This is a genomic window from Marichromatium bheemlicum (assembly GCF_012276755.1).
GTDB classification, from domain to species: domain Bacteria; phylum Pseudomonadota; class Gammaproteobacteria; order Chromatiales; family Chromatiaceae; genus Marichromatium; species Marichromatium bheemlicum.
Genome location: NZ_JAAXKX010000020.1, coordinates 1 through 26074, shown reverse-complemented (window position 1 = coordinate 26074; position 26074 = coordinate 1). Strand labels below are relative to the sequence as shown.

Below are 26074 nucleotides of genomic sequence, written 5' to 3'. Positions count from 1 at the left end.
CAAGAGACCCTATTCCCGTGTTGCTGATCCCCGCAATCGATCTCAAGGACGGCCGCTGCGTGCGGCTGCGTCAAGGCCGGATGGACGACGAGACCGTGTTCTCCGACGACCCGGTCGAGGTCGCCGGCCGCTGGGTGGAGGCCGGCACCCGCCGCCTGCACCTCGTCGATCTCAACGGCGCCTTCGCCGGCGAGCCGGTCAACGGCGCGGCCATTCGCGCGATCGCCGCGCGTTACCCCGAGCTACCGATCCAGGTCGGTGGTGGTATCCGCGACGAGCGCACCATCGCCGCCTATCTCGACGCCGGGGTGAGCTACTGCATCATCGGCACCCAGGCGGTGAAGGAGCCCGAGTTCGTCGCCCGCGCCTGTCGCGCCTTCCCCGGTCACGTGATGGTCGGGCTCGACGCCAAGGACGGTCAGGTGGCGATCAACGGCTGGGCCGAGGTCACCGAGCACCGCGTCGAGGACCTGGCGCGCCGTTTCGAGGACGATGGCGTCTCGGTGATCGTCTACACCGACATCGGTCGCGACGGCATGCTCAGCGGTCCCAACGTCGAGGCTACCCGCGCCCTGGCCGAGGCGATCCGCATCCCGGTGATCGCCTCCGGCGGCATCACCACCCTCGATGACGTGCGGGTGCTGGCCGAGGCCGCCGCCAGTGGCATCAGCGGCGCGATCACCGGGCGGGCGATCTACGAGGGCACACTCGACTTCGCCGCTGGCCAGCAGCTGGCCGATCGTGTCGGGGTGCAGCAGGCATGAGCGGGACCGCGAGGTGTGAGGGCGACTGGCTCGATGCCGTCGCTTGGGATGCCAACGGCCTGGTTGCGGCGATCGCCCAGGAACGCGGTACCGGTACGGTGCTGATGATGGCGTGGATGAACCGCGAGGCGCTGCGCCTCACCCGCGAGACCGGGCACGCGGTCTACTGGTCGCGCTCGCGCGGGCGGCTGTGGCACAAGGGCGAGTCCTCGGGCCACCAGCAGGTGGTGCACGACATTCGTCTCGACTGCGACGGCGACGTGGTGCTGCTCGAGGTCGAGCAGCGCGGTGGTATCGCCTGCCACACCGGGCGTCACAGCTGTTTCTACCGTAGCCTCGACGAGAGCGCCGGGTGGCGTGCGGTCGAACCGGTGCTCAAGGACCCGGACGCCATCTATTCCAAGGGCTGAGCCCTACACTTGCAGAAGGTTTGTCACTCCCCATGAACGATGTACTCGATCGCCTGTCCGAGGTCCTCGAGGCGCGCAAGGCCGCCGACCCCGATAGTTCCTATGTCGCCAAGCTCCACGCCAAGGGGCTCGACGCCATCCTCAAGAAGGTCGGCGAGGAGGCCACCGAGACGGTGATGGCCGCCAAGGATGGAGTACCCGAGAAGGTCGTCTACGAGGTCGCCGATCTGTGGTTCCACACCCTGGTGTTGCTCTCGCATCAGGGGCTGGGGCCGAATCAGGTCCTCGCCGAGCTCGAACGTCGCTTCGGTCTCTCGGGGCTGGCGGAGAAGGCCGCGCGCAAGGGCTGAGCCGGTGTGCCAGGGGCTGCCGGGGAGGCCGTGATTGCGGTATGATTGCGCCTTCCCGGCGACCTCGGATATCCCGAGTGTGTGTCCTCGGTGCGGCCGTTCCGGCACGCTTCGGCCCCGATCGTGCTGAGGGCCGGTAGAGGCGATCGACCGACCGCTCGCACACGGGTCGCCCCGGGACACGAATTCTCGATGCGCGCCGACAGTCGTGGTCGGGCGCGTTTCCACTGAGGCTAGAGTCGACCGCCGCACAGGGGTGGTCCGGAGGAGAACATGGGCGCAGGCGGTATCAGTATCTGGCAGCTTCTGATCATCCTGGTGATCGTGTTGTTGCTGTTCGGCACCAAACGGCTGAAGAACCTCGGCTCCGATCTCGGCACCGCGATCAAGGGGTTCCGCAGCGCGATGTCCGATGCCGACAAGGATCGCGAGGCCGAGACAGCGGCGCCCGAGCAGCTGAGCGAAGCCGAGCGTACCGACGCCAAGGCCGCCAGCGGCGCCTCGGCAGAGACCCACAAGCGTCAGTCCTGAGCTGAGCGTCGGACCGGGGAGGCCTGATGGTCGACTGGGGATTCTGGGAGTTCATCCTGATCGCGGTGGTCGCGCTGGTCGTGATCGGCCCGGAGCGACTGCCGCGGGTCGCGCGTATGGCCGGGAAGTGGGTGGGCAAGGCCCGCCGTACCCTGGCCTCGGTCAAGCACGAGATCGATCGTGAGTTCCAGACCGAGGAGCTCAATCGCGTCCTCGAGGAGCAGCGCCGTGCGCGCCCGCTCGAGACCCTCCTCGACGAACCCGAGCGGCGCGCGCCGGACGGTGTCAAGACCTCCGGCGCCGAACGTGTCGATCCCCCGCCGCGGGACTAGCCGCTGCCGCCATCCCTGTGTTCCGGCGTAATCCGGGGCCGTGCACCCCTCGTCCGGATAGAGTCCTGTCATGTCACCTGCGATGCAACCCGATGATCCGGGCGCCGAACAGCCCTTCGTCTCCCACCTGATCGAGCTGCGCGATCGCTTGATCCGGATGGTAATCGCCATCCTGGTGGTATTCCTGGCGCTGTTCCCCTTCGCCAACGAGCTCTACGTCTATATCGCCGCGCCGCTGATGGCGCAGCTGCCCGACGGCAACACCATGATCGCCACCCAGGTGGCCGCGCCCTTCCTCACGCCCTTCAAGCTGGCGCTGGTGGCGGCGGTGTTCTTGTCGATGCCCTTCCTGTTCTATCAGCTGTGGGCCTTCGTCGCCCCCGGGCTCTATCAGCACGAGCGGCGCCTGGCGGTGCCGCTGCTGCTCTCCAGTGTGCTGCTGTTCTATCTCGGCATGCTGTTCGCCTACTACGTGGTGTTCCCGCTGGTGTTCGCCTTCCTCGCCGGCTCGACGCCCGAGGGCGTGGCGATGATGACCGACATCTCGGCCTATCTCGACTTCGTGCTGACCCTGTTCTTCGCCTTCGGTCTGGCCTTCGAGATCCCGATCGCCACCATCTTGCTGGTGGCGTTGCGTCTGACCACGCCGAACGCCCTCGCCGCCAAGCGCCCCTACGTGATCGTCGGGGTGTTCGTCGTCGGTATGTTGCTGACCCCGCCGGACGTGATCTCCCAGACCCTGCTGGCGATCCCGATGTGGCTGTTGTTCGAACTCGGCATCCTGTTCGCCCGCGTCCTGCTCAAGGGACGGTTCGACGAGGATGACGATGACGGAACTGACCCCGATGGTCCGGCGCGCCCGCCGGTGCCTGGTGGGCCCCGCCCCGGTACCACGGTCGGCGGTGAGCTCGATCCTGCGCTCGACGAGGCCTCGCGTTGGCAGCCGTTGAGCGAGGCCGAGATGGAGGCCGAACTCGATCGGATCGATACCGAGGAGGCTGGGTACGAGCCCCCGATCGTTGCGCCGGGACCCGGCGCGATCAACTCGGTAGAGGAAAAGCTCAAGCGTGCCAATCGGCTGCGGGAACTCGACAGCCTGGTTGCTGCCAGACACGTTTTGTACGAGGTGCTCGAGGAGGGAGACGAGGATGCGCGGCGTGTAGCACGCAATATCCTCGCCCAACTCGACGACTGAGCCGTGCACGGAATGTGCGTCAATCGTCAAAACATGAGACTTTTCTGGTGCATAACAGGGGTATTGCTTTTATCAATGGCGTTCATCGGCTAATATCGACCTTTGTCGTCGACTGAGGGATGGTTCGCCATGGGCTCCGGATCGCAGATCCACTACAAGCAGAACCGGCTCAAGCAGCTGCGCGCATTCTGTCATGCCGCCCGGACCGGCAGCGTCAGTGCCGCAGCGGAGAAGATCTTCCTGAGTCAGCCGACGGTCTCGCTGCAGATCCAGGCGCTCGAGCGCGAGTTCGGTACCGTCTTGTTCGAGCGCCGTGGCCCCAAGATCAAGCTCACCCCTGAAGGGGACCTGCTGTTCCAGATGGCCGAGCCGCTGGTCGAGGGTATGGACAAGCTCCACGAGACCTTCGCCACCCAATGCGGCCGGGTCGACCGTGGCACGCTCAACATCGCCGCCGGTGAGTCGACCATCCTCTATATCCTCCCTGATCCGGTACGTGAATTCGTCGACCAGTTCGCCGGGATCGAGCTCAAGTTGCACAACGTCACCGGTCGCGATGGTCTGGCGATGTTGCGTGCCGACGAGGTCGATCTCGCCGTGGGTTCGATGCTCGAGGTCCCGGACGACATCACCTATCGCCCGTTTGTCACCTATCGCCCGACACTGATCACCCCGTCCGATCACCCGCTGGCCGGGCGTGAGACGGTGACCCTGGAGGACATCGCCCCCTATGGTCTGATCCTGCCGCCGCGTCATCTCAGTACCTGGCGCATGGTTGACCTGGTGTTCAAACAGCACAATCTCGGGTATCGGGTGACGCTGGAGGCCGGTGGTTGGGAGGTGATCAAGAAGTATGTCGAACTCGGGCTCGGCATCTCCATCGTCACCGATGTCTGTCTGACCGGGGAGGAGCACCTCAACACCATCCCGCTCGATCACTACTTCCCGAAGCGCAGCTACGGCATCGTGCAGCGTCGCGGCAAGTTCCTCTCACCGCAGACCAAGTGCTTCATCAAGATCCTTGATTCAGCCTTTGCCGACCGGGTCGTGGAGCCCCAGCCCCAGACCGTCGGTGAAGCCGAATGGGAAGACGCCTTCCTGGGTTGATCGACCCAAGAAGGGACGCAATCGCTCCCTGATGCGCCGCCATGTGGCGGTGGTTCACGGGGTGACGGCGGTTCAGTTCCTCATACACCTTGGACGTGTGTCGGAACCGGCTCAAGGACGAACTTGACCGCCGGCCTTCGATCATTTTTTTCGTGCCACCAAACTGGTTAAAAGAATCATTATCACTATGGACCTGACCAAACGCATCGGCCAACGCCTTCGCGCCGCCCGGCAAGAGCAGAAGCTGAGCCTTTCCGACCTGTCCAGCCGGACCAATTCGCTGTCGAAGTCGCGTATCAGCAACTACGAGCAGGGGATTCGCCGTATGGGGCTCGAAGAGGCCCATGAGCTCTCGATGGCGCTGCGCACCGTGACCCCGACCTATCTGCTCTGCCTCGATGACAAGGGGCCGCTCAACACCGAGGAGATGCGTCTGGTGGAGTACTTCCGACTCAGCGACGAGCGTGGCCGTGCCACCATCATCGAGGTCGCTGAACGTCAATCGGAGTTCGGTGTCGCTGCCAAGGCCGCTGTCGCCGAGGAGCCGACCTCGACGCCGGTCGCCGAGGGCGAACTCTCCACCGCCTGAGACCGTTGCCTGACGGTCCCCGTGTCCCGATCCCTAGGATCCAGGTGACACGCCCCGCCGACGGACACGACAACCGCCTCCTGCGGTCGGAGTCCTGGCCCACACCCGCACTGGGTGTGTCCCGCCACCGCCGGCGTCGACAGGGGAAACGCTGATTCACTCAGCGTTTCCCGATTGTGATCTATCTGTAGGCCCCGACCCCGCAGAAGAAACCGTCCTCGTGACCGATCACATAGGTCGTTTTGTCGCGGATCTCGTCACTGCCCGGATGCGGCCAGCGATACTTGATCCAGCCCTCTCCCGCCTCCTTCACCTGCGCAATCATGTCCCGGAACAGGGCGTCACCGTATTGGTCGAACTCGATCAGGTTGCGACCGACCAAGTCGGGCTCGAGCGGGTGCACGAGCATCTCGCCCTCGAGATCCATGCAGAACACATAGAGATCACGGTCGCGATAGCTGCCATCGGCGTCGGCGAAGGCAGCGAAGGCGGTCTCGGCGCCTTGATCCTTGATGAGATCGTGGGCCTGCTCGGCGAGGGCCTTCGCCTCATCCGGGCTTGCCGTCTGCGGGGCGATGGCTGCGGCCGGTGGGGCGGCCAGGGTGAACGCGAGCATGGCCGCGAACAGGGTGCGAATCATGGGGTCGCCCTCCTCTCGTCGCTGTTGTTTGCGTGTACGGTGCTGTCGACCATAGCCGAGCCTACGAGGTCGATCCAGGGGGGAGGCTGGCCAAAATGGACGCGGCACAGGACAATGCCCGGCCGATCCCTTGCCGACACCCGTCATTGAAGGAGCCTGCCATGCCCTCAGTCCGTGCCGTTCCATGCCCTCCCCCGCCGAGTCGTTGATGGCCGCGCGCGATTGGCGGTCCCAGCTGATGGTGCTGGTGGGGGTGGCGGTGCTCGGCACCCTGCCGTTCTGGATCAGCGATCTCGACATCTGGCTGGTGTCGCTGTTCTATCACCCGGGGGCCGATGACCCCTGGTTCGAGGCCCAGGCGCCGCTGTGGTCGGCGCTCTATGTCGCCGCGCCGTTGCTCACCGGGCTGGTGATGCTCGGTGGACTGCTGGTGCTGGTCGCCGCCGCGCTGTGGCCGCGCTTCAGGCGACTGCGCATCCACGCAGTGTTCGTGATCGCCACTGCGCTGCTCGGCCCCGGGTTGATCGTCAATGGCGTGTTCAAGGAACAGTGGGACCGTCCCCGACCCCATCAGACCGAGGCCTTCGGCGGTACCCAGCCGTATCTGCCGCCGCTGCAGATCGGCGACTATGGCGAGGGTAAGTCCTTCCCCAGCGGTCACGCCTCGGTCGGCTTCATGCTCGGTGCCTTCTTCCTCATCTGGCATCGGCGGCGGCCGTGGCTGGCCTGGACCGCTCTTGCCGGCTCGGTGGCCTTCGGTGTGTTGCTCGGCATCGGTCGCATGGCCGCAGGCGATCACTTCGCCTCGGATGTGATCTGGGCCTGGGTGTTCGTCTATGGCACCGCGCTGTTGCTCTATCACGGGGTGCTGCAGGTGCCGCGCCGTGAGCGGGTCGCCGCCTCGGCATCGCCGCCACCGACCCGGCTGCGTCATCCGCGTCTGGCCGCGTTCGGCTATGCGTTGGCGGCACTGGTGATGATCGCGGTGGTGCTGGTGGCCACCCCGCTCAAGCGCATCGAGTACCAGCGCATCGCCGCCGATGAGTTTCAATCCGTGCCCGAGGTGTTACGGATCGAGGCCGATGATCTCGATGTCGCCCTGTTCTGGATCGGCGCGCACGATTGGCGTGCACAGTTGCGCCTGGTCGCGCGCGGCTTCGGCCTACCCTGGAGTCGGGTGGAGAGCCAGCTGGTCGCGCGCGACGGTGTATTGACCTACAGCGTTGCCCATCACGGGCTGTTCACCGAGCGCGACGCCAAGCTCGCGCTCGGTGTGGTCGCCAGTGAGTGGCAACGGGTCGAGGTGATCACCACCGAGGGTGATATCCGCCACTATTCGCCCCCGGCCTCGGTCGGGTTGCCCGAGCTACGACTCGAGACCCGCCACGGCCGGGTGGTCGAGGGCGAGCCCGAGGCCGGCTAACAGATCCGCGGCAGTTGCTCGCCGCTGAGCCAGTCGACCACCCGCGCGCCGCCGAAGCTGGTCTCCATCTGTACCAGCAGCAGCGCGTCCTCGACTACCTCGCCGATCTGGCTGGCGCCCGTCCCGAGTGGGTGGGCGTGCATGGCGGCGAGCAGATCGGTGACCCGGTCACGTGGACAGATCGCCACCAGCTTGCCCTCGTTGGCGATGTGCAGCGGGTCGAGCCCGAGCAGTTCGCAGGCGGCGGCGACCTCGGGGTGGACCGGGATCGCCGCCTCGCGGATCTGCATCCCCACCCCGGACTGGTGCGCCAGCTCGTTGAGACAGGCCGCCAGCCCGCCGCGGGTGGGGTCGCGCAGACAACGCAGCCCCGGTACCGCCGCGAGCATCGTGGCGACCAGTCCGTGCAGCGCGGCACTGTCCGAGTGCACGGTGGTGGCGAAGCCGAGGTGCTCGCGCTCGGCGAGGATGGCCACCCCGTGCTCGCCGATGCCGCCGCTGAGCACGATGGCATCGCCCGGGCGGGCGCGCTCGCCGGAGAGCTCGATGCCCTCGGGCACCACCCCGATCCCGGTGGTGGTGATGAATACCCCGTCGCCCTTGCCGCGCTCGACCACCTTGGTGTCTCCGGTCACTACCCTCACCCCGGCGGCCTCTGCCGCCTGCGCCATGCTGGCGACGATACGGTCGAGTTCGGCGAGCGCGAAACCCTCCTCGATGATGAACCCGGCGCTGAGGTGCAGTGGCCGTGCACCGCCCATGGCCAGATCGTTGATGGTGCCGTGGACCGCCAGCGCGCCGATGTCGCCACCGGGGAAGAACAAGGGCGAGACTACGTGGCCATCGGTGCTCATCGCCAGCCGACCGGACGGGACCGTGAAGCAGGCCTGGTCGTTGCCCTGGGCGAGCAGCGGGTTGTCGAGGTGGCGGCGGAAGATCCCGTCGATGAGTTGGGACATGGCGCGCCCACCGGCGCCGTGGGTCAGCTCCACCCGGCCGTGGCGGAGGTCGAGGGGGATGTGGGCAGTGGGTTGGTTGGTCATCGGATCGGCTCTCCTCGGTAGGCGCGATCGCGCCTGGGTTCCTTGGTCGGGTCAGCCGGTGGCGACCTGCGCGCGGGTCCGGCCATAGCTCCAATAGGCGGCACAGGCGCCCTCGGAGGAGACCATGCAGGCGCCGAGCGGGTGCGCCGGGGTGCAGCCGGTGCCGAACAGACGGCACTCGGTGGGGCGCTTCTCGCCGCGCAGGATCGCCGGGCACTCGCAGCCACGAGCCTCGCGCGTCGGCGCGCACGCGACCGGGAAGCGGCGCTCGGCGTCGAACGCGGCGAACTCGGGGGCCAGCTCCAGCGCGCTCTCCGGGATCTCGCCGAGCCCGCGCCAGGCGAAGCGCTCGCGTACCCGGAAGACCCGCGCCATCAGCGCCTGCGCCTTGCGGTTGCCGGTCTCGCTCACCGCGCGCCGGTACTGGTTCTCGACTCGCGCCGTGCCGGCGTTGATCTGGCGCACCAGCATCAGCGTCGACTGCATCACGTCGAGCGGCTCGAAACCGGCGATCACCAGCGGCAGCCGGTGTTGCTCGGGGACGAAGGCATAGGGGGCGGTGCCGATTAGGGTGCTGACGTGCGAGGGCCCGAGGATACCGTCGATGCGCGCACCCTCGGCGAGGATGGCGGCGAGTGCCGGTGGGGTGAGTACATGGTTGCAGAACACCGAGAAGTTGGCGAGCCCCTCGGTGCGCGCTTGCTCCAGCGCCACCGCGGTCGGCGGGGTGGTGGTCTCGAAGCCGATGGCGAAGAACACCACCTCGCGTCCCGGCTGCTCGCGGGCGATGCGCAGCGCATCCTGGGTCGAGTAGACCATGCGCACGTCGGCGCCCTCGGCGCGGGCCTGGAACAGGGTGCGACGGTCGCCGCCGGGTACCCGCATCAGGTCGCCGTAGGTGCACAGCGTCACCCCGTGGCGCTCGGTCAACGCGATCGCCTGATCGATCCGCGCCATCGGCAGCACGCACACCGGACAGCCGGGTCCGTGGACGAAGCGCAGTCGCGGCGGCATTAATTGCTGCACCCCGTAGCGGAAGATGGCGTGGGTGTGACCACCGCAGAACTCCATCAACCGGTAGTCGCGCCCGGGGTCGACCTCGGCGGCGATGGTTGCGGCGAGGCGCTGGGCGAGGTCGTGATCGCGGAACTCGTCGACGTATTTCATGGTGCATCCCCTGGGGCGGCCAGCAGTCCGGCCTCGCGTATCGTCTCCAGGGTGCGTTCGGCCTCCTCGGGATCAATGCGGTTGAGCGCATAGCCGACGTGGATCAGCACGTAGTCGCCGACCTCGGCGCTGTCGAGCAGGGCGAGCGAGACGCTGCGTGCGACCCCATCGAGTGTGACCTCGGCGGTGTCGCTGGCGTGGTCGATGGCGGTGATCCGGGCGGGGATGGCTAGGCACATGATGGAACCTCGCTGGGGCCGGCGGTCGAGAGGGTCAGGTCGAAGGCGACACAGGGGTCGAGGGCGGCGATCAGCAGCCCGGCGCGCCGGCGCAGTTCGGCCTCTGGGGCCGGGCCGAGGGCTTCGAGCGCCAGCGCCAGTGCCCCGCGCGGGTGGAAGTTCCACTCGGTGGGGGCGAGGATGCAATAGTCGGCGATGTGCCCTCGCGCGTCGAGCTGGACCAGATGGGTGAGCATGCCGCGCGCGGCGGCGGCGCGACCGACGCCGAGACCGTCGTCGAGTGCGCCGCTCGGTCGCGACGCGAGTAGCGGCGGGTCGGCGACCTCGACGAGCAGCGCGACCAGCCGCGCCAGCAGTCCGGTGCCGAGCGCGCGGACCAGCGGCTGGTGGTGCTGGCGGGTCACTGGCGTGGTCTCGCGCGGCGCACCGTCCCAGGTCGGGGCGGTGAGGAATCCGGGATCGGCGAGCCGGGGCAGCAGGTCGGCGAGCGCTCGGTCGTCGAGTGCCGGCAGCGGCGCGACGGTGCTGGCACCGAGCCCGGCGAGGTCCTCGACGATCACCCGCTGGAGCAGTCGCGCCGCCTGGCTGACGCCACTCGCCGCCCAGTCGGCGAGCCGCTCAGGGGTGTCGATACGTGTCAGCCAGTGTGCCGGGGGCATGCCGAAGAGGCGTGCCTCGAGCAGGGTGTCGAGGGCGTCGCGGGTCTCGGCGAGCACCCGCTGGTCGGTCGCTGTGGGCCGGGCGCCGGGGATGAAGAGGTCCGCGTCCGGGGCGAGCGCGGCGAGCAGCGTGCGGGTCAGACCGTGGACTCGGGCGAGCGTCAGGTGATCGGCCGGCTCGTCGAGCGCCGCCGGCCAGTCGATGAGGATGCGCCAGAGGTGCTCGCGCCGGGTCTCGCTGGCCACCGCCGCGGCGCGATCAGCGCGGATCTCGGTGGGCGCGGTGTGCCCTAGGGCGTGTTCGAGCGCGGTGGTGCAGGCACACGCCTGGGCCTGGCCACAGATGCTGTAGAGACGCGGCAACACCCGCGCCGTCTCCGCCGGCGTGCGCCCGATGAACACTTGGCTGGCGGTTACCGGCCGGGTCGAGTGGATCTCGCAGCGTCGCGCCTCGGGGGTGATCCGCAGCTCGATACCGAGTCTGCCGCCTGGCTCCTGCATGCTCAGCCTCCCTCCACGCTCGTCTGTCTGCTGGTCAAACGTGCGCCGGGATCGGACAATGCGCCGACCTTCGGCGATCCTCGCCGGGACGGCACCGCGCTCTGCGCGGTGACCGGTCGCATCCGTTCAGTTCACGACCCACGCACCATGCTCACTCCCGAACAGCTCGCCGGCCTGCGCCGCGACATCGTCTTCATCGCCGAGCCCGGCGGTGTTCCGCTCACCTTCCATACCACCTGGGGACTGTTCTCGCCGCGCGAGATCGACGAGGGTACCCGGCTGTTGCTGCAGTACGTCGAGGTCGCGCCCGACGCCGATTGTCTCGACATCGGTTGCGGCTACGGCCCGCTCGGGCTGTCGCTGGCCGCGCGCGCCCCTCAGGGTCAGACGCTGATGGTCGACAAGGACTTCGTCGCCGTCGACTACGCCAACGCTAACGCCGCGCGCAATGGGCTCGGCAACGCGCGCGCCCAGTTGAGCAATGGCCTGGCGCAGATCGACCCGGCCGCGCGCTTCGATCTGGTGGTGAGCAACATCCCCGCCAAGGTCGGCAAGGAGCTGCTCGCGCTCTTGCTGCACGACGCCCATGCCCGGCTGCGCCCCGGCGGACGGCTCTATGTGGTCACCATTAACGGCTTGCGCCAGTACATGAAGCGCAACCTCGGCGAGGTCTTCGGCAACTACGACAAGCTCAAGCAGGGGGCGCACTACACCGTGGCCATGGCCGAGCGCTGAGCCTCAGTCGCCGCTGGCCTGTTCGAGCAACCCGAGCAGCCGCACCGCCTCGCCACCGATGTCGTTGTCGGGGTCGAGGTCACGGGCGCGCTCCAGTGCGGCCGTGGCAGTGGCGGTATCACTGAGTTGGAGGTTGACGAAGCCGTAGGTCAGCCACATCCGCTGCAGCTCGGGGGCGAGTTCGAGCCCGGTGCGCAGCGCCTCGAGGGCGCCAGCGGTGTCGCCAGTGTAGAACAGCGACAGACCGAGGTCGTTGTAGGCCTCGGGATCGTCGGGTCTGAGTTCGAGGATGCGCTGGTAGTAGCGCACCGCCTCGCCATAACGCTGCGCCATGAATAGGCTATCGGCGCGCTGATGGAGCTGCTCCGGGTCGTTGCCGGTGACCGGCTCGGGCACGCCCTGATCCGGCGCCGCCACCGGGGCCTGGGCGACCTGGATCGGGTTGCGCAGATAGTAGTCGCGGGTGATCGCGAACACCGCGAAGCCGTAGAAGACGAGGAAGACGACGAGCAGCAGCCACTGCAGGGCGGAGAGTCGGGGCATGGTCTGGGATCGGCAAGATGGATGAACGCCTGATCCTAGGAAGGGGCGCGGGGGCTGTCAAACGATCTCCAGCCGCCAGCCGCCAGCCGCCAGCCGCCAGCCGCCAGCCGCCAGCCGCGAGGGAGTTTGAACCGCAAAGACGCCAAGCACACAAAGTGGATTTGATCGGGTGAGATCTCGGTGCCATCGTCGCTCCTGAATGGAGGGTGAAGGCTGGTCGCTCGAAAGGTTTCATCCCGCTGTCTTTATTGATCTCCTTTGAGCCCTTGGCGTCTTTGCGGTTCGAATCAGCTTCCAGCGATCAGCATCCAGCCTCCAGTCGGCGAGGCTGGTGTGCATGATCGGCGATTGACGGGCAAGACGATATCTTCGCGGTTCAAGCCGCTGGCGGCCGCCTGGTGGCGATGTTGGGTTGCCCGTCCTAGAGTCCCGAGGATTCGTCGATCGGTGGTGTATGGGCAACCCAACCTACGGGCTGGGGGCTGGTCGCTGAAGGCTTTTCTCCCCTTTGCGCCCTTCGTGTCTTCGCGGTTCAAACCAGCTTCCAGCCTCCAGTCGGGGAGGCTGGTGTTGCATGATCGTCGATTGACAGGCAAGACGGTATCTTGGCGGTTCATGTCTCACTTTCGCCCATGACTCGCATCCCGCGCGTCTTTGCGGTTCAATCCCTCGATTGGTTTCGACGGGCGGTCCGGCGGTGTCGGTGCGATGAAGCTCAGGCTCTATATCCTGCTGTTCCTGCTGGCGTTCGGGGTCACCCCCTTGATGCTAGCGGTGGCGATCAATCTGCCGCTGGTGCTCGATCGCACGGCGCTGTTCTATCAGCGCGCCTATCTGCAGAACCTGCGCGCCGACTTCCGCGACCTCGACCAGCACCTGGCCAGTCGACACGAGATGATCCGGTTGCTCGCGCGACTGCCCGAGCCGGGGCTGATCCTCGGCTTGCAGGGCGAGACCGAACAGGTGGCGCTGGCGCGTGCGCGCTATACCCGCTGGGTCAACCAGATCCTCGCCGATCAGCGCGATATCATCCAGATCCTCTTCGTCGACAACAGCGGGTCGCTGCGCTTCCAACTCGCCCGCGATGACCACGACCAGGGCTGGCGTGCCACCGAGCACCCGCCACAGCTTCCCGAACCGCGTTTTCTCGAGGCCGGGTTGTCGCTGCAGCCGGGGGCGGTCTTGGTCAGCCGTATCCGTATCGATCAGGAGGCCGGCGAACGTGACCAGCGCCAGTTGATGACCCTGAGCCTGATCAGCCGGCTCGGCGCCGAGGGCGGGGCGGTGGTGATGGCGATCGACGTCGGCGGGTTGGCGCAGTTCTATCGCGACACCCTGTGGGTCAATCATGACGGCAGTTATCTGCGCCCCGGTCGACCCGGTGGGACCGCCGGCGAGGCCTTCGCCGACTTCCCTGGGCTGGCCGAGATCCTTGCCGAGGGCAAGCTCGCGTTGTGGAAGGATCACGCTGGTCGCCAGCTGCTATGGGTGCCGATGTTCCTCACCGAGGACGGTGCGCCGCTGTGGGTCGGGCGCGCGGTCGATCCCTCGCCGCTCGACGCCTTCCGCGATGCACTGATGGTGCGGGTGCTCTCGATCATGCTCGCGCTGGTGGTGGTGGTGATGGTGGTGGCGCGGCTGATCGCGCGGCGGCTCGAGCGCTTCGGTCAGTCGCTCACCCACGGCCTGACCCAGGTGCTGCGTGAGGGGCGGGCGCTGCGCTTTCACTGGCGCGGCCCGCACGAGATCCGTGCACTCGGCGCCCAGCTCACCGCCTTGGCGCACACCCATGCCGAGCACCTGCGCGCCGAGCAGGCCCATACCCGCGAGCTGGAGCGCTCCAACCGCTATAAGTCGGAGTTCCTCGCCAACGTCAGTCACGAGTTGCGCACCCCGCTCAACTCGATCCTGCTGCTGTCGAAGATGCTCGCCGCCGAGAGCGGTGGGCTCGACCCGGCGCAGCGCCGGCAGGCCCAGGTGATCCACGCCGCTGGGAGCGATCTGCGGACGATGATCGACAACATCCTCGACATCTCGCGGATCGAGGCCGGCCAGGTCGAACTCGAACTCGGTTGGGTCGAGCTGCGTCCATTGCTGGCGGCATTGATGGCATTGATCGAGCCTCAACTCACCGAACGGGCGGTCACGCTGAGGTTGGAGATCGACCCGCAGGCCCCGGCGCTGATCCACAGCGATGGCGACACGCTGCGCCAGATCCTCAAGAACTTCCTCAGCAACGCGCTCAAGTTCACCGAGCGCGGTCATATCCTGCTCGGTTGCACGCCGAGCGACGACCCCGAGCTGCCGCTGGCGTTGTACGTCGCCGACACCGGCATCGGGATCGCCGAGGACAAGCAGGGGCTGATCTTCGAGGCCTTTCAGCAGGCCGACGGCTCGACCCGGCGCCGTTATGGCGGCACCGGGCTGGGGCTGTCGATCAGCCGCGAGCTGGCCGAGATGCTCGGCGGACGCATCGAGGTCGAGAGCGCGCCCGGTGCCGGCGCCCGTTTCACCCTATTGCTGCCGCTGGTGGAGTCCGGTGTCGGCGTGCCCGAGTCCAGGCCCTCGTCCGGACACCGCGAGCGGGCCGGGAGCGGTGAGGCCGTCAGCGAGGTCACCGCCTCGGCGGCGGTGGCCTCGGATGCGGCCGGCTGGGTGTTGGTGATCGCCCGTGAGGTGTCGTTGTTGGTGCGCTTGGCCGCGGCACTGAGGCGGCGTGGGCTGCGGGTGCAGACCGCCGCCGATCTCGAAGAGGCGGGCGAGACCCTGAGCGAGGAGGGTGAGGGCTGCATGCTGGTGCTGCTGGCGTTCACCGGGGCGCCCGCGGAGAGCTGTGATAGCATCCTCGGCCTGATCGCGCAGTGCCCGGCGCGCGCGCCGGCAGTGGTGCTGCTGGGCGAGGCCGAGGCGCCGCTGCCGGAGTGCTGTCGCGCGGCTGGCGTCTTCGCGCTGCTTGCCAAGTCCGTCGATGATGATCGGCTCGATCGCCTGCTCGCCGAGGTGCGTGGCCGGCGGACGTCATCGGCGCGGGACGCACACCAGGTCGATCGCGACGCCACGGGACCGGGCGGTGCGGTGCGAGGAGAGCAATGATGGGTCATCACGCCGGATTCAAGCTGCTGATCGTCGACGATCACGCGCACAACCTCTTCACCCTGCGCACCCTGATTGAGCGTCATCTCGACTGCGTGGTGCTCGAGGCCAGCTCCGGGCAGCAGGCGCTCGATCTCACCCACGAGCACGCCGACATCGACCTGATCATCCTCGACGTGCAGATGCCGGAGATGGACGGCTTCGAGACCGCCGCGATGCTCAAGCTGCGCAAGCGCACCCGCGACATCCCGATCATCTTCCTGACCGCCGCCTTCAAGTCCGAGGCCTTTCAGCAGCGCGGTTTCGCCGTCGGCGCGGTCGACTATTTGCTCAAGCCGATCGACGACGACCTGCTGATCAACAAGATCGGCACCTATTTCCGCCTGATCGAGAAGGAGCGCGGGCTCAACCGCCTGCTCGAGCAGCAGGTCGCCGAGCGTACCCGCGAGCTGGCCGAGGCGCGCCAGTACCTCGAGAACATCCTCACCTACATGGGCGAGGCGCTGCTGGTGCTCGCCCCCGACGGCACCATCAAGTTCACCAACCCGGCCGCACGCCACATGCTCGGTTACGAGGAGACGGCGCTGCGCGGGATGGCGATCGGCGATGTCTTCGAGGAGGAGGCCGACGAGCAGGCCGGGGCCTTCATGGGCACCTGGCTCGAGGCGCTGATCCGTACCGGCGCGCTCAGCAAGATCGAGGCGCGGTTCATCGCCAGCGACGGGCGGCGGGTACCGATCCTGTTCTCGCGTACCGCGGTGAGGGATACCCGGGGCGAGATCAGCGATATCATCTGCATTGCCAAGAACATGAGCGGCTATGTCCGGGTCGAAACGGACGAGGCCCTGCCCGCGCCGGGGCCGGCGCGGGAACACTCCTGAGGAGGATGCACGATGATCGATCCGGTTTCGCCCTCGGGCCCCGGTGACGAGGAAGACGCCACCCTCACCGCCAACGCCCTCAAGGCGATGGCCCATCCGCTGCGCTGGAAGATCCTGTGCTCGCTCGGCGGGCGCGAACTCTCGGTCGGCGAGATCGTCGAGCGCGTCGGCACCTCGCAGAGCAACATCTCGCAGCATCTCGAACAGCTGCGCAACAAGAACATCGTGGTCGCCCGCAAGGAGGCCAACCGGATCTATTACCGGATCCGCAACACCCAGCTGCTCGAACTGATCGGCATCATGCGCGAGGTGTTGTGCCCGGCCAACCTCGACGACCGGCCCTAGCCCTGCGCGCCGCCACTCGTCGTTGCGGGGATGTCGTCCCCCTGATCCTTATTACAGAGGAATGTCCATGCTCGACCCCAATCAGTGGTTCTCCGAGGTCGTCACCACCGACGGCTCCGCCTTCTCGCTGAAGATGCGCGCTCGGGTGCACGAGGAACAGACCCCCTATCAGCGCATCGAGATCTACGACACCGAGGGCTTCGGCCATCTGATGGTGATCGATGGCTGCACCATGCTCTCGACCCGGGACAACTTCCTCTATCACGAGATGATGTCGCACCCGGCGCTGTTCACCCATGCCGCGCCGCGGCGGGTGTGCATCATCGGTGGCGGCGACTGCGGCACCCTGCGCGAGGTGCTGCGTCACGACGGCGTCGAGTCGGCGGTGCAGATCGACATCGACGAGCGCGTCACCCGGCTCGCTGAGCGCTACTTCCCTGAGCTCACCGAGGCCAACGCCGATCCGCGCGCGCAGCTGCTGTTCGAGGACGGGGTGCGCTGGATCCGCGAGGCCGCGCCGGCGAGCCTCGATCTCATCATCGTCGACAGCACCGATCCGGTGGGTCCGGCCGAGGGGCTGTTCACCCGCGACTTCTTTGCCGACTGCGAGCGCGTGCTCGCCCCCGGCGGTATCCTCATCCAGCAGAGCGAATCGCCGCTCTATCACACCCAGTTGCTGCGCGACATGCACCGGGCGCTGCGCGAGGGCGGCTTCGACACCACCCAGACGCTGTGCTTCCCGCAGCCGATCTACCCCTCCGGCTGGTGGAGCGCGACCATGGCCGGCAAGGGCGTCGCGCTCGATCGCTTCCGCCTCGAGGACGCCCGCGCCAAGCCCTTCGAGACCCGCTACTACAACGCCGAGATCCACCAGGGCGCACTCGCCCAGCCCGAGTTCCTGCGTCGCGCCCTCGCCGCGACCGACTGATCCTCCCGCCGCCCGGGCGTCCGCCCGGGCCTTGCGCCGGTTGCCCGGCGCGCGTCCGTCTCGTCCGTCGTCTCTCGATACAGGGCCCTGTGGGGTGTGCCATGTCGCGTCCCGATTCGGGGGCTGCGCTCCCGATCGGGGCAGCGTGTGCACGCGTTAATGAGAATAATTGTCATGTACGCGAAATAAGGCGCTGATCGTCCATCTCACCTCGCCAGGATCGGCACGGGACAGGGGCCGAGGTCCGCCGGATGCGCATCCATCCGGAGGGTCTCGGTTCCGCGCCATGGGATCTAGACCGCAAGGTCCGTGTGCTCATGACCCCCTGAATCTCTCTGCCGATGTCCCTCGCCGGTCGCCCGAGGTCGTCATGCGCCGGGTCCTCGACCCGCCGGCTGCTCGCGGCGACCAACGGAGATGACTCGTATGCGGTACTCGAACCGGCGCCGTCGGATCGCGGGCGCGATCCTCGGTGTCTCGCTGCCCCTGCAGGGGCTGGCCGACGGCAGTGATGCGGTGCAGCTCGACACCCTGACGGTGACCTCGCGCCTGAGCGAGGAGTCGCTCGCCGAGATCCCCTTCAGCGTCGACGTGATCGACGCCGGCACGCTCGAGGAGCAGCGTCTGCTCGATCTCGAGGAGGTACTGCGCCAGACCCCCGGGGTCGACGTCAACTCCTGGGGCGGGGCGAACGACGCCAACATCCGTATCCGCGGTGTCGGCTCGCTCTACCAGGTCAGCGCCGAGGACACCTCGGTGGTGGTCAATCTCGACGGCGTGCCGATGTCGAGCCGCCATGCCGCGATGGCGACCCTGGACGTCGAGCGCATCGAGGTGCTCAAGGGGCCGCAGGGCACCCTGTTCGGTCGCAACAGCGAGGCCGGCGCGCTCAACGTCCGCAGCCGTCGCCCGACCCAAGAGGCCGAGGGCTATGTGCGCATCGAGGGTGGCGAGGACGGCCAGCAGCTCCAGGAGGCGGCCTTCAGCGGCGCGCTCTCCGAGCAGTGGATGGCGCGGGTGGCGCTCCGTCACGAGGGCGCCGACAACTGGATCGAGAACCAGCGCACCGGCGATCCGCTGACCTATCGGCGTGGTCTCGCCGCGCGCGCGAGCCTGCTCTGGGAGCCGAGCGCGGCGACCTCGCTGCTGCTGATCTCCGAGCGCCAGCAGCAGGACGGCTATGTCACCAGCATCCTGCTCAGACCCTATGGCGATCCGCCGGTGGTCGACCTCTCGCCCGACGCGGTCGACGACAACCGCAAGGTGGTCGGGCGTCACTCGCTGGAGTTCGGTCAGCGCCTCGGCTGGGGCCAGCTCACCGCGATCAGCTCGCTGACCAGCGCCGATATCGAGGTCGCCAAGGCCTACGGCACCCGGGTCAGCGAGAGGCTCTTCGGCATGCCGATCGAGTACGTCGCCACGGATGACGGCGACGAGCGGGTGTTCAACCAGGACCTGCGACTGTCCTCGCTGCCCGGTGCCGAGGTGTTCTGGGTGGCCGGACTCAATCTGTCGCGCTCGCGGCGGACCTGGGACTCGGCGAGCGCCCTGGAGCAGACGCACTACGCGCGTCGCTTCGACACCCATGGCGAGGCGATCTACGGTGAGCTGACCTATCCGCTCGCCGATGCCTGGAAGCTCACCGCCGGCTGGCGTCACACCTGGGAGGAGAAGCGCTACGGCGCCACCTATCAGCGTCCGACCTCGACGGTCAGCGAGCGGCGGCGTCTCAGTGACAGCTACGACACCGGTCGCCTGGCGCTCTCGCACACGCTCAGCGAGTCGACCAACCTCTATGCCGTCGCCGCGCGCGGCTACAAGTCGGGCGGCTTCAACGACTTCGCCACCCAGATCGCCGACAGCGAGCCCTATCGCGCGGCCACCGTCGACAGCCTCGAAATCGGCTTCAAGCACCATGCGCTCGACGGGCGCTTCGATCTCAGCGGCGCGCTCTTCTACAACCGTGTCGCGGATGACCATCTGCTCGGTTTCGACTACCTGACCATGGCCACCCAGGCGGTCAACGCCGACACCGAGAGCCAGGGCGCCGAGCTCGAGGGCAACTGGCGCATCGGCGCCGGGCTGAGCCTGACGGCGGGAGTGAGCTATACCGACGCGACCATCACCGAGGATGTCGTCGGGGTCCAGGGCGGACGGGTCGCCGCCGGAAACCGGGTGCCCGACGTGGCGCGCTGGAGCGGGCTGGTGTCGCTGTCCTGGCAGTACGCGCTCGAGTCCTTCCCCGGTGGCGCGGCGCCGTTGCTCAATGCCCGGCTCACCCATCGCTATGTCGGCGAGCGCCCGGCCGACCCCCAGAACCGCATCGATCTCGATGCCTATCACAAGCTCGATCTGCGGCTCGGGCTGATGTTCGGCGGCACCGAGTTCTATGTCTGGGGCGACAACCTGCTCGATGCCGACTACGAGCACTACGCCTACTGGTTCCCGCCCGATCTCTCCGTCGGTCTGCCGGCGCAGGGACGCGTCCTCGGGCTCGGGGTGAGTCACCTGTTCTGAACCCAGGGCCGTCCCCGGCGACGCGTGTCGCGGACGGCCAGTCCAGTCATCTATCTGCGGAGGTCATCGATGAACACCGACCCGGACCAGCCCGCGCGCGCCGCGCCCACCGGCACCAGCCCATGGGCGGTGATGCGTCCGGTCCGTGGCCAGATCGGCGTCGCCATGGCGCTGTCGGCCATCTCTACCCTCTCTACCCTGGTCGCTCTCGGGCTGCTCGCCTGGCTGGTGCACGGTCTGATCCAGGACCCCGGAACCATGCCCTGGGTGGCGCTGCTCGGCGCCGCCGGCTGTACCGCGCTCGCCTATGTGCTCAGGGTGCAGTCCTTTCTGCAGTCGCACGCGGCGGCCTTCCGCCTCGAGCAGGTGCTGCGTACCCGGCTCAGTCAGCACCTGGCGCGGATCTCGCTCGGCGAAGCCCAGCGCCTCGGCGCCGGCGCCCTGGCCAAGGTGATGCAGGACGACGTCAAGGAGCTGCACGTGTTCGTCGCCGACAGCACACCGCTCTATGCCCGCGCCTATGTCGCACCGCTGCTCACCCTGGTGGCGCTGCTGTGGCTCGACTGGCGTCTGGCGCTCGGCGCGCTCGCGGTGCTGGCGCTCGGTTTCGTGGCGATGAACCTGGCGATGCGCGACCGCGCCGAGATCAGTCGGCGCTATCACCTGGCGCGCGAGCAGGTTGGCGCGGCGGTGGTCGAGTTCGTCCAGGCGATGCCGGTGGTGCGGACCTTCGACAGCGGTCATGCCACCTTCGGGCGCTACCATCGCGCGCTGGAGCAGTATCTGGAGATCGTCACCCGCTGGTATCGCGAGGCCGGGCTGTCGGCGCGGCTCGGGCTGGCGGTGCTCAACCCCTTGCCGACCCTGGTGGTGCTGCTGTGGTGCGGCGCCCTGCTGATCTGGCAGGACGCGCTCGCCTTCTCCACCTGGCTGGCGGTGCTGCTGGTCGGCACCGGCATGGCCGAGGCGCTGATGCCGCTGATGTCGCTGCTGCACCTGATCGACAAGGCCAAGCTCAGCATCGGCCGCATCGAGCAGATCGAGCGGCTGCCGGCGCTGGCGGTGGCGCAGCGCGGCAAGGAGCCACTCCCGGGCGACACCAGCGTGGTCTTCGAGGAGGTCGAGTTCCGCTACGAGGGCAGCGAGTCGGCGGCGCTCGCCGGACTCGACTTCCGCGTCGAGCCCGGCACCGTCACCGCCCTGGTCGGACCCTCGGGCGCGGGCAAGACCACGGTGGCGCGACTGATCCCGCGCTTCTGGGATGTCACCGCCGGGCGCATCCTGGTCGGCGGGGTCGATGTCCGCGAGATGCGTCCCGAGACGCTGATGCAGCAGGTCGCCTTCGTCTTCCAGGACACCTTCCTGTTCGCCACCTCGATCGCCGACAACATCCGCCTCGGCATGCCCGGGACGGACATGGCGGCGGTGATCGCCGCCGCCCGCGCCGCCCAGGCCCATGACTTCATCATGGCGCTGCCGCAGGGCTACGACACCCAGGTCGGCGAGCGCGGCATCTTCCTCTCCGGCGGGCAGCGCCAGCGCATCACCATCGCCCGCGCCATCCTCCAGGACCGGCCGATCCTGGTGCTCGACGAGGCCACCGCCTTCGCCGACCCGGAGAACGAGGCGGCGCTGGTGCGCGCGCTCTCGCAGCTGATGCGCGGCAAGACGGTGATCCTGGTCGCCCATCGTCTCTCCACCATCCGCGACGCCGACCAGATCCTGGTGCTCGACCGCGGTCGGCTGGTCGAGCGCGGCCGTCACCAGGCGCTGCTCGAGCACGACGGTCGCTATGCCCGGCTGTGGCGCAGCTACACCCAGGCCCAGCAGTGGGCGCTGGGCGCGCACGCCGTCGAGGAGCAGGCCCCCACCGCCAGCGAGGAGACCCCCGCATGAACGCCGAGACCCTGAACCCGGACCAGACCGAGCGCCTCACCCTGGTGCCCTGGCGCGAGACCTATCGACGGTTGCTCACCACCGCCGGCGCGCACGCCCGCGGGCTGCGCGCGAGCCTGCTCGGGCTGGTGGTCGCCGCGGCGCTGCAGGGGTTGGCGCTGGCCTGCATCCTGCCGTTATTCGTCGCCTTGCTGCGCCCGGTGCCGCAGTGGTCGGCGGTGTTCGCCTGGCTGGCGGCGATGACCCTGTTGGCGGCGCTCACCACCGTGGCGCGTTGGCGTGCCCTGGGCTTCGACTTCGACGGTCGGATGTGCCGGGCGACCCACGCACTGCGGGTGCGGCTCGGCGAGCAGCTGCGGCGGATGCCGCTCGAGCGGTTGCAGGACAAGCGCACCGGTGAGCTCAGCGCGATGCTGCTCGGCAACGTCGACGAGAACCTCAACTATGCGCTGACGGTGTTCAACATGATCGCCGCGGCGGTGGTCGCCCCCCTGGTGGCGGCGCTGGTCACCCTGTGGCTGGACTGGCGGGTGGGGCTGATCCTGCTGTTGGTGTTCCCGGCGATCGTGCCGCTCTATCGCTGGCGCCGGCCGTTGCAGGATCGCGACAAGCGTCGTGTCGCCGCCGCCCACAGCCGCACCTATGCCGACATCCTCGAATACACCCAGGGGCTGCCGGTACTGCGCGCGGCCTGCTGCGAGGGCGAGAAGGCCGAGCGGCTGCAGCAGGGTTTCGCGCGGCTGCGCGCGGTCCAGGAGCAGGCCGAGCGCGCTGGTGCCAAGCCCGCGATTCTGATCGCCAGCGTGGTCGAGCTGGGGCTGCTCCTGGTGGTCGCCGCCGGTACCACCTGGGTGGTGCTGGGATCGCTCGACCTGGCGGTGCTGGCGGCGGTGATGGTGATGGTGGTGCGCTTCGCCGAGCCGCTGGCCAACTTCATCAACTTCACTACGGTGCTCGGCATCATCGAGGCGGCGCTCGCGCGCATCGAGGCGCTGCTGGCAATCGCGCCGCTGGCGCAGCAGGAGCCGCAACGCACCCCCGATCGCTACGACATCCGCTTCGAGGAGGTCTCTTTCCGCTATGCCCAGAGCGATGCGCCGGTGATCGATGGCATCGACGCCGAGCTGGCACCGTGCAGTCTCACCGCCCTGGTCGGCCCCTCCGGCTCGGGCAAGACCACGCTCACCCGGCTGTTGATGCGTCATGCCGACGTCCAGGCCGGGCGCATCGCCATCGGCGGGGTGGACGTGCGCGCGATCCCGCCGAAGACCCTCAACGGACTGATCTCGGCGGTGTTCCAGGAGGTCTATCTGTTCGACGACACGGTGCGCGCCAACATCCGCATGGCCCGCCCCACGGCCAGCGACGCCGAGGTCGAGGCCGCGGCGCGCGCCGCCCAGTGCCTGTCGTTCATCGAACGGCTGCCGCAGGGCTGGGACACCCGGCTCGGTGAGATCGGCGGGCGGCTCTCCGGTGGCGAGCGCCAGCGCATCTCGATCGCCCGCGCGCTGCTCAAGGATGCGCCGATCGTGATCCTCGACGAGCCCACCGCCGCGCTCGACACCGAGAGCGAGGTGGCGGTGCAGCGCGCCATCGATGCCCTAGTGCGCGACAAGACGGTGATCGTGATCGCCCACCGGCTCTCCACCATCGCCGGCGCCGACCGCATCCTGGTGATCGACGAGGGGCGGCTGGTCGAGCAGGGACGCCATCAGCAGCTGCTCGCCGCTGCCGGGCGCTATCGCGCGATGTGGGACGCCCAGCAGGCGACCAAGGACTGGCACCTCAAGGAGGCGCTGTCGGCCTGATCCGGCGCGCCGCTGTCGCCTCGCGGGCGTGCGCCGCTGGTGGCGCGCGCCCGTCTCCATTCGTCCGTTCCCGGCGGCGGGATCCGCATCCTGCCGCCGCCCCACCGAGTCCCCCACGATGACGACCTCACATGTCCCCAACCTCACCGGCGTCCCCGAGACCATGCTGTGGACGCTGCACAACCGCGCCAGCGAGGCCGCGCGCCCCGACGGGGTGATCCGCGATCCCCTGGCGCTGCGGATCCATCGCACGCTCGACTACGACTACGAGCGCGCCTTCGGACCCGCCGACTACTCCCACGGCGTGCGCTCGGCGATCTTCGATGCCGAACTGCGCGCCTTCCTCGACGCCCATCCCGACGGGGTCATCGTCAATCTCGGCGAGGGGCTCGAGACCCAGCGCTTCCGTCTCGACTCGGAGCGCTCGCTGTGGCTGAGCGTCGATCTGCCCGAGGCGATCGCCATCCGCGAGCGCTTCATCACCGCGGACGCGCGTCATCTGCACCTGGCGATGAGCGCGCTCGACACCCGCTGGTTCGACCGGGTGCCGCCCGGTCGATCCGTCTATGTCACCGCCCAGGGCCTGCTGATGTACTTCGACCCCGAGGCGGTGGCCGGGCTGTTGCGCGAGATGGCCGCGCGTCTGCCCGGTGCCTGGTTCGCCTTCGACCACATCCCCGGGTGGCTGTCGCGGCGCACCCTGCGCGGCTGGTGGAAGACGCCGCACTACCGCACCCCGGAGATGCCCTGGGGGATCGCCCGTCACCGCATTGCGCCGACGCTGTGTGGTTGGGTGCCGGACCTCGTCGAGGTCCGTGCGCTCGACTTCGTCGCCCCGCGCGGGGCGGCGCGCCCGCTGTCGTGGCTGGTGGCGCGACTGCCGCTGGTGTGGAGGCTGCTGCCGGGGATCACCCGGGTGCGTTTCGCGGGGAGGTGATACAGACAAAAAGAGGGCCCCGGTGAGGGACCCTGAGTGGCTCAACAACAGCGCTGTGAGCGGGGAGAGGCGAGGGCGATCAGCCGGCGCGACGCGTGGCGGTGAACTCGGGATAGGCCTCAAGCCCGCACTCGCCGAGGTCGACGCCGGCGTACTCCTCCTCCTCGCTGACACGCAGCCCCATCACCAGTCGGATCAGCAGCCACACCAGCAACGAGGTGCTGAACACCCAGCCGAGGATGGTGCCGAGCCCGATCGCCTGGGCGGCGAAGCTGGCGGCGGGGTTGGTGAGAGGGACGGCCATCAGCCCCCACATGCCGACCACGCCGTGCACCGAGATGGCTCCGACCGGGTCGTCGATACGCAACCGGTCGAGGGTGACGATGGCAAACACCACCAGTACCCCGCCGCCAGCCCCGATCAGGGTGGCGAACAGCGGCGAGGGGGTGAGCGGTTCGGCGGTGATCGCCACCAGTCCGGCCAGTGCGCCGTTGAGTGCCATGGTCAGATCGGCCTTGCCGAACAGCAGGCGGGCGGTGATCAGTCCGGCCAGGGTGCCGCCGGCGGCGGCCATGTTGGTGTTGACGAAGATCGCCGCCACCGCGTTGGTGTTGTCGAAGCCAGTGAGGGCGAGCTGGGAGCCACCGTTGAAGCCGAACCAGCCGAGCCAGAGCACGAAGGTGCCGAGGGTGGCCAGCGGCAGGTTGGCGCCGGGGATGGCGTTGATCGAGCCGTCCTTGCCGTACTTGCCGCGGCGCGCGCCGAGCAGCAGCACCCCGGCGAGCGCCGCTGCGGCACCGCACAGGTGCACCAGCCCGGAGCCGGCGAAGTCGTTGAAGCCGATCGCATCGAGCCAGCCGCCGCCCCACTTCCAATAGCCCTGGATGGGATAGATCACGGCGGTCATGACGGTGGCAAAGAGCAGGAAGGACCACAGCTTCATGCGCTCGGCCACCGCCCCGGAGACGATCGACATGGCAGTGGCGACGAACACCACCTGGAAGAAGAAGTCGGACATGCGGGCGTGGTTGAGCCCGTCGGCGGCGATGGTCGCGGCGTCGTGGTCACCGCCGAAGAGGAAGCCCCAGTCGAGACCGGGGACGAAGCCGTTGCCAGTCGCCGGGTACATGAGGTCGTAGCCGATGAGCATGTAGGTGGTGCTGGCGATGGCGAACAGGGCGATGTTCTTGGTGAGGATCTCGGCGGTGTTCTTGGCGCGCACCAGGCCCGCCTCGAGCATGGCGAAGCCGGCGGCCATCCACATCACCAGGGCGCCGGTGACGAGGAAGTAGAAGGTGTCCAGGGCATAGACGAGCTGCGTGGTGGATTCCACGGGTGGGACCTCCGAATCGGACTGGGGGGGGGGGGCCCGGGGGGCCGGCGGGGGGGGGGGGGGGGGGGGGGGGGGGGCCGGGGGGGGGGGGCCCCCCCCCCCCCCCCC

General features: G+C 68.3%; 25 protein-coding genes. 18 read left to right on the top strand and 7 right to left on the bottom strand.

Annotation, left to right across the window (positions count from 1 at the left end; all coding sequences use genetic code 11):
- Positions 1-17: 17 nt before the first annotated feature.
- The 8 genes from hisA to HF203_RS12760 all read left to right on the top strand — a co-directional run bounded on the left by hisA (position 18) and on the right by HF203_RS12760 (position 5278).
- Positions 18-764 (top strand): 1-(5-phosphoribosyl)-5-[(5-phosphoribosylamino)methylideneamino]imidazole-4-carboxamide isomerase, encoded by a 747-nt coding sequence (gene hisA / locus HF203_RS12795; RefSeq protein WP_168670309.1) that lies wholly within the window; start codon positions 18-20, stop codon positions 762-764.
- Complete coding sequence (gene hisI, locus HF203_RS12790) at positions 761-1174, top strand: phosphoribosyl-AMP cyclohydrolase (RefSeq protein ID WP_168670306.1); 414 nt, start codon at positions 761-763, stop codon at positions 1172-1174. Before hisA ends, hisI begins: the two co-directional genes overlap by 4 nt.
- Before the next feature lie 32 nt (positions 1175-1206).
- Positions 1207-1524, top strand: a complete 318-nt coding sequence (locus tag HF203_RS12785; RefSeq protein ID WP_168670304.1) for a phosphoribosyl-ATP diphosphatase — start codon at positions 1207-1209, stop codon at positions 1522-1524.
- A gap of 273 nt (positions 1525-1797) precedes the next feature.
- Positions 1798-2055: a twin-arginine translocase TatA/TatE family subunit gene (gene tatA, locus HF203_RS12780; RefSeq protein WP_168670302.1), complete on the top strand. Its 258-nt coding sequence runs from the start codon at positions 1798-1800 to the stop codon at positions 2053-2055.
- A 26-nt stretch (positions 2056-2081) separates the two neighbouring features.
- Complete coding sequence (tatB, locus tag HF203_RS12775) at positions 2082-2387, top strand: Sec-independent protein translocase protein TatB (RefSeq protein WP_168670300.1); 306 nt, start codon at positions 2082-2084, stop codon at positions 2385-2387.
- A 70-nt stretch (positions 2388-2457) separates the two neighbouring features.
- Entirely contained in the window at positions 2458-3582 is a 1125-nt protein-coding gene (gene tatC, locus HF203_RS12770) for a twin-arginine translocase subunit TatC (protein WP_210424770.1), read from the top strand.
- 129 nt (positions 3583-3711) lie between these two features.
- Positions 3712-4689 carry a LysR family transcriptional regulator gene (locus HF203_RS12765; protein ID WP_168670298.1) on the top strand — a complete coding sequence of 326 codons (978 nt, stop codon included), beginning with the start codon at positions 3712-3714 and terminating at the stop codon, positions 4687-4689.
- Positions 4690-4876: 187 nt separating this feature from the next.
- Entirely contained in the window at positions 4877-5278 is a 402-nt protein-coding gene (locus HF203_RS12760) for a helix-turn-helix domain-containing protein (RefSeq protein ID WP_168670296.1), read from the top strand.
- Positions 5279-5459: 181 nt separating this feature from the next.
- On the opposite strand, the gene HF203_RS12755 is transcribed toward HF203_RS12760, so the two are convergent.
- Positions 5460-5918: a cache domain-containing protein gene (locus HF203_RS12755; RefSeq protein WP_168670294.1), complete on the bottom strand. Its 459-nt coding sequence runs from the start codon at positions 5916-5918 to the stop codon at positions 5460-5462.
- Between the two features lie 184 nt (positions 5919-6102).
- On the opposite strand from HF203_RS12755, the gene HF203_RS12750 reads away from it, so the two are divergent.
- Entirely contained in the window at positions 6103-7341 is a 1239-nt protein-coding gene (locus HF203_RS12750) for a phosphatase PAP2 family protein (RefSeq protein WP_246221773.1), read from the top strand.
- Here HF203_RS12750 and hypE read toward each other — a convergent pair.
- Genes hypE through HF203_RS12730 form a run of 4 tightly spaced genes read right to left on the bottom strand, consistent with a single transcriptional unit; the run spans position 7338 to position 10950 of the window.
- A complete protein-coding gene (hypE, locus tag HF203_RS12745; RefSeq protein ID WP_168670292.1) occupies positions 7338-8384 on the bottom strand; it encodes a hydrogenase expression/formation protein HypE in 1047 nt (348 codons plus the stop codon). The two genes, HF203_RS12750 and hypE, sit on opposite strands and share 4 nt — an antisense overlap.
- Positions 8385-8435: 51 nt before the next feature.
- Positions 8436-9551, bottom strand: a complete 1116-nt coding sequence (gene hypD, locus HF203_RS12740; RefSeq protein WP_168670290.1) for a hydrogenase formation protein HypD — start codon at positions 9549-9551, stop codon at positions 8436-8438.
- Entirely contained in the window at positions 9548-9790 is a 243-nt protein-coding gene (locus HF203_RS12735; protein ID WP_168670288.1) for a HypC/HybG/HupF family hydrogenase formation chaperone, read from the bottom strand. Before HF203_RS12735 ends, hypD begins: the two co-directional genes overlap by 4 nt.
- A complete protein-coding gene (locus HF203_RS12730; RefSeq protein ID WP_168670286.1) occupies positions 9781-10950 on the bottom strand; it encodes a Ni,Fe-hydrogenase I large subunit in 1170 nt (389 codons plus the stop codon). Before HF203_RS12730 ends, HF203_RS12735 begins: the two co-directional genes overlap by 10 nt.
- A gap of 147 nt (positions 10951-11097) precedes the next feature.
- Here HF203_RS12730 and HF203_RS12725 point away from each other — a divergent pair, with 147 nt between their 5' ends.
- The gene (locus tag HF203_RS12725) at positions 11098-11685 is read left to right on the top strand and encodes a class I SAM-dependent methyltransferase (RefSeq protein ID WP_168670284.1); all 588 of its coding nucleotides are present in this window, start codon (positions 11098-11100) and stop codon (positions 11683-11685) included.
- A 3-nt stretch (positions 11686-11688) separates the two neighbouring features.
- Here the strand turns inward: HF203_RS12725 and HF203_RS12720 are convergent, their stop codons facing one another.
- Positions 11689-12228, bottom strand: coding sequence for a tetratricopeptide repeat protein (locus HF203_RS12720; RefSeq protein ID WP_168670282.1), 540 nt, complete (start codon positions 12226-12228; stop codon positions 11689-11691).
- A 708-nt stretch (positions 12229-12936) separates the two neighbouring features.
- On the opposite strand from HF203_RS12720, the gene HF203_RS12715 reads away from it, so the two are divergent.
- The 8 genes from HF203_RS12715 (at position 12937) to HF203_RS12680 (ending at position 24633) form a co-directional block, all read left to right on the top strand.
- Entirely contained in the window at positions 12937-15321 is a 2385-nt protein-coding gene (locus tag HF203_RS12715) for a hybrid sensor histidine kinase/response regulator (RefSeq protein WP_168670280.1), read from the top strand.
- Positions 15321-16202, top strand: a complete 882-nt coding sequence (locus HF203_RS12710; RefSeq protein WP_168670361.1) for a response regulator — start codon at positions 15321-15323, stop codon at positions 16200-16202. The genes HF203_RS12715 and HF203_RS12710 overlap by 1 nt, the downstream gene beginning before the upstream one ends.
- Before the next feature lie 12 nt (positions 16203-16214).
- Positions 16215-16547: an ArsR/SmtB family transcription factor gene (locus HF203_RS12705; protein WP_168670278.1), complete on the top strand. Its 333-nt coding sequence runs from the start codon at positions 16215-16217 to the stop codon at positions 16545-16547.
- Positions 16548-16614: 67 nt separating this feature from the next.
- Positions 16615-17475, top strand: coding sequence for a polyamine aminopropyltransferase (speE, locus tag HF203_RS12700; RefSeq protein ID WP_168670277.1), 861 nt, complete (start codon positions 16615-16617; stop codon positions 17473-17475).
- A 426-nt stretch (positions 17476-17901) separates the two neighbouring features.
- Positions 17902-19992, top strand: coding sequence for a TonB-dependent receptor (locus HF203_RS12695; protein WP_168670276.1), 2091 nt, complete (start codon positions 17902-17904; stop codon positions 19990-19992).
- A gap of 69 nt (positions 19993-20061) precedes the next feature.
- Positions 20062-21888 (top strand): ABC transporter ATP-binding protein, encoded by a 1827-nt coding sequence (locus HF203_RS12690; RefSeq protein ID WP_168670275.1) that lies wholly within the window; start codon positions 20062-20064, stop codon positions 21886-21888.
- Positions 21885-23696 carry an ABC transporter ATP-binding protein gene (locus tag HF203_RS12685; RefSeq protein ID WP_168670274.1) on the top strand — a complete coding sequence of 604 codons (1812 nt, stop codon included), beginning with the start codon at positions 21885-21887 and terminating at the stop codon, positions 23694-23696. The genes HF203_RS12690 and HF203_RS12685 overlap by 4 nt, the downstream gene beginning before the upstream one ends.
- 118 nt (positions 23697-23814) lie before the next feature.
- Complete coding sequence (locus HF203_RS12680) at positions 23815-24633, top strand: class I SAM-dependent methyltransferase (RefSeq protein WP_168670273.1); 819 nt, start codon at positions 23815-23817, stop codon at positions 24631-24633.
- 79 nt (positions 24634-24712) lie between these two features.
- Here HF203_RS12680 and HF203_RS12675 read toward each other — a convergent pair whose 3' ends face one another.
- On the bottom strand, positions 24713-25966 hold the full coding sequence (locus HF203_RS12675) for an ammonium transporter family protein (protein WP_168670272.1): 1254 nt from the start codon (positions 25964-25966) through the stop codon (positions 24713-24715).
- Positions 25967-26074 lie beyond the last annotated feature (108 nt).

Excerpts from the sequence above, each read along its gene's own strand:
- hisI (WP_168670306.1), top strand. The coding sequence starts at position 761 with ATGAGCGGGACCGCGAGGTGTGAGGGCGACTGGCTCGATGCCGTCGCT.
- HF203_RS12785 (WP_168670304.1), top strand. The coding sequence starts at position 1,207 with ATGAACGATGTACTCGATCGCCTGTCCGAGGTCCTCGAGGCGCGCAAG.
- tatA (WP_168670302.1), top strand. The coding sequence starts at position 1,798 with ATGGGCGCAGGCGGTATCAGTATCTGGCAGCTTCTGATCATCCTGGTG.
- tatB (WP_168670300.1), top strand. The coding sequence starts at position 2,082 with ATGGTCGACTGGGGATTCTGGGAGTTCATCCTGATCGCGGTGGTCGCG.
- tatC (WP_210424770.1), top strand. The coding sequence starts at position 2,458 with ATGTCACCTGCGATGCAACCCGATGATCCGGGCGCCGAACAGCCCTTC.
- HF203_RS12765 (WP_168670298.1), top strand. The coding sequence starts at position 3,712 with ATGGGCTCCGGATCGCAGATCCACTACAAGCAGAACCGGCTCAAGCAG.
- HF203_RS12760 (WP_168670296.1), top strand. The coding sequence starts at position 4,877 with ATGGACCTGACCAAACGCATCGGCCAACGCCTTCGCGCCGCCCGGCAA.
- HF203_RS12755 (WP_168670294.1), bottom strand. The coding sequence starts at position 5,918 with ATGATTCGCACCCTGTTCGCGGCCATGCTCGCGTTCACCCTGGCCGCC.
- HF203_RS12750 (WP_246221773.1), top strand. The coding sequence starts at position 6,103 with ATGCCCTCCCCCGCCGAGTCGTTGATGGCCGCGCGCGATTGGCGGTCC.
- hypE (WP_168670292.1), bottom strand. The coding sequence starts at position 8,384 with ATGACCAACCAACCCACTGCCCACATCCCCCTCGACCTCCGCCACGGC.
- hypD (WP_168670290.1), bottom strand. The coding sequence starts at position 9,551 with ATGAAATACGTCGACGAGTTCCGCGATCACGACCTCGCCCAGCGCCTC.
- HF203_RS12735 (WP_168670288.1), bottom strand. The coding sequence starts at position 9,790 with ATGTGCCTAGCCATCCCCGCCCGGATCACCGCCATCGACCACGCCAGC.
- HF203_RS12730 (WP_168670286.1), bottom strand. The coding sequence starts at position 10,950 with ATGCAGGAGCCAGGCGGCAGACTCGGTATCGAGCTGCGGATCACCCCC.
- HF203_RS12725 (WP_168670284.1), top strand. The coding sequence starts at position 11,098 with ATGCTCACTCCCGAACAGCTCGCCGGCCTGCGCCGCGACATCGTCTTC.
- HF203_RS12720 (WP_168670282.1), bottom strand. The coding sequence starts at position 12,228 with ATGCCCCGACTCTCCGCCCTGCAGTGGCTGCTGCTCGTCGTCTTCCTC.
- HF203_RS12715 (WP_168670280.1), top strand. The coding sequence starts at position 12,937 with ATGAAGCTCAGGCTCTATATCCTGCTGTTCCTGCTGGCGTTCGGGGTC.
- HF203_RS12710 (WP_168670361.1), top strand. The coding sequence starts at position 15,321 with ATGGGTCATCACGCCGGATTCAAGCTGCTGATCGTCGACGATCACGCG.
- HF203_RS12705 (WP_168670278.1), top strand. The coding sequence starts at position 16,215 with ATGATCGATCCGGTTTCGCCCTCGGGCCCCGGTGACGAGGAAGACGCC.
- speE (WP_168670277.1), top strand. The coding sequence starts at position 16,615 with ATGCTCGACCCCAATCAGTGGTTCTCCGAGGTCGTCACCACCGACGGC.
- HF203_RS12695 (WP_168670276.1), top strand. The coding sequence starts at position 17,902 with ATGCGGTACTCGAACCGGCGCCGTCGGATCGCGGGCGCGATCCTCGGT.
- HF203_RS12690 (WP_168670275.1), top strand. The coding sequence starts at position 20,062 with ATGAACACCGACCCGGACCAGCCCGCGCGCGCCGCGCCCACCGGCACC.
- HF203_RS12685 (WP_168670274.1), top strand. The coding sequence starts at position 21,885 with ATGAACGCCGAGACCCTGAACCCGGACCAGACCGAGCGCCTCACCCTG.
- HF203_RS12680 (WP_168670273.1), top strand. The coding sequence starts at position 23,815 with ATGACGACCTCACATGTCCCCAACCTCACCGGCGTCCCCGAGACCATG.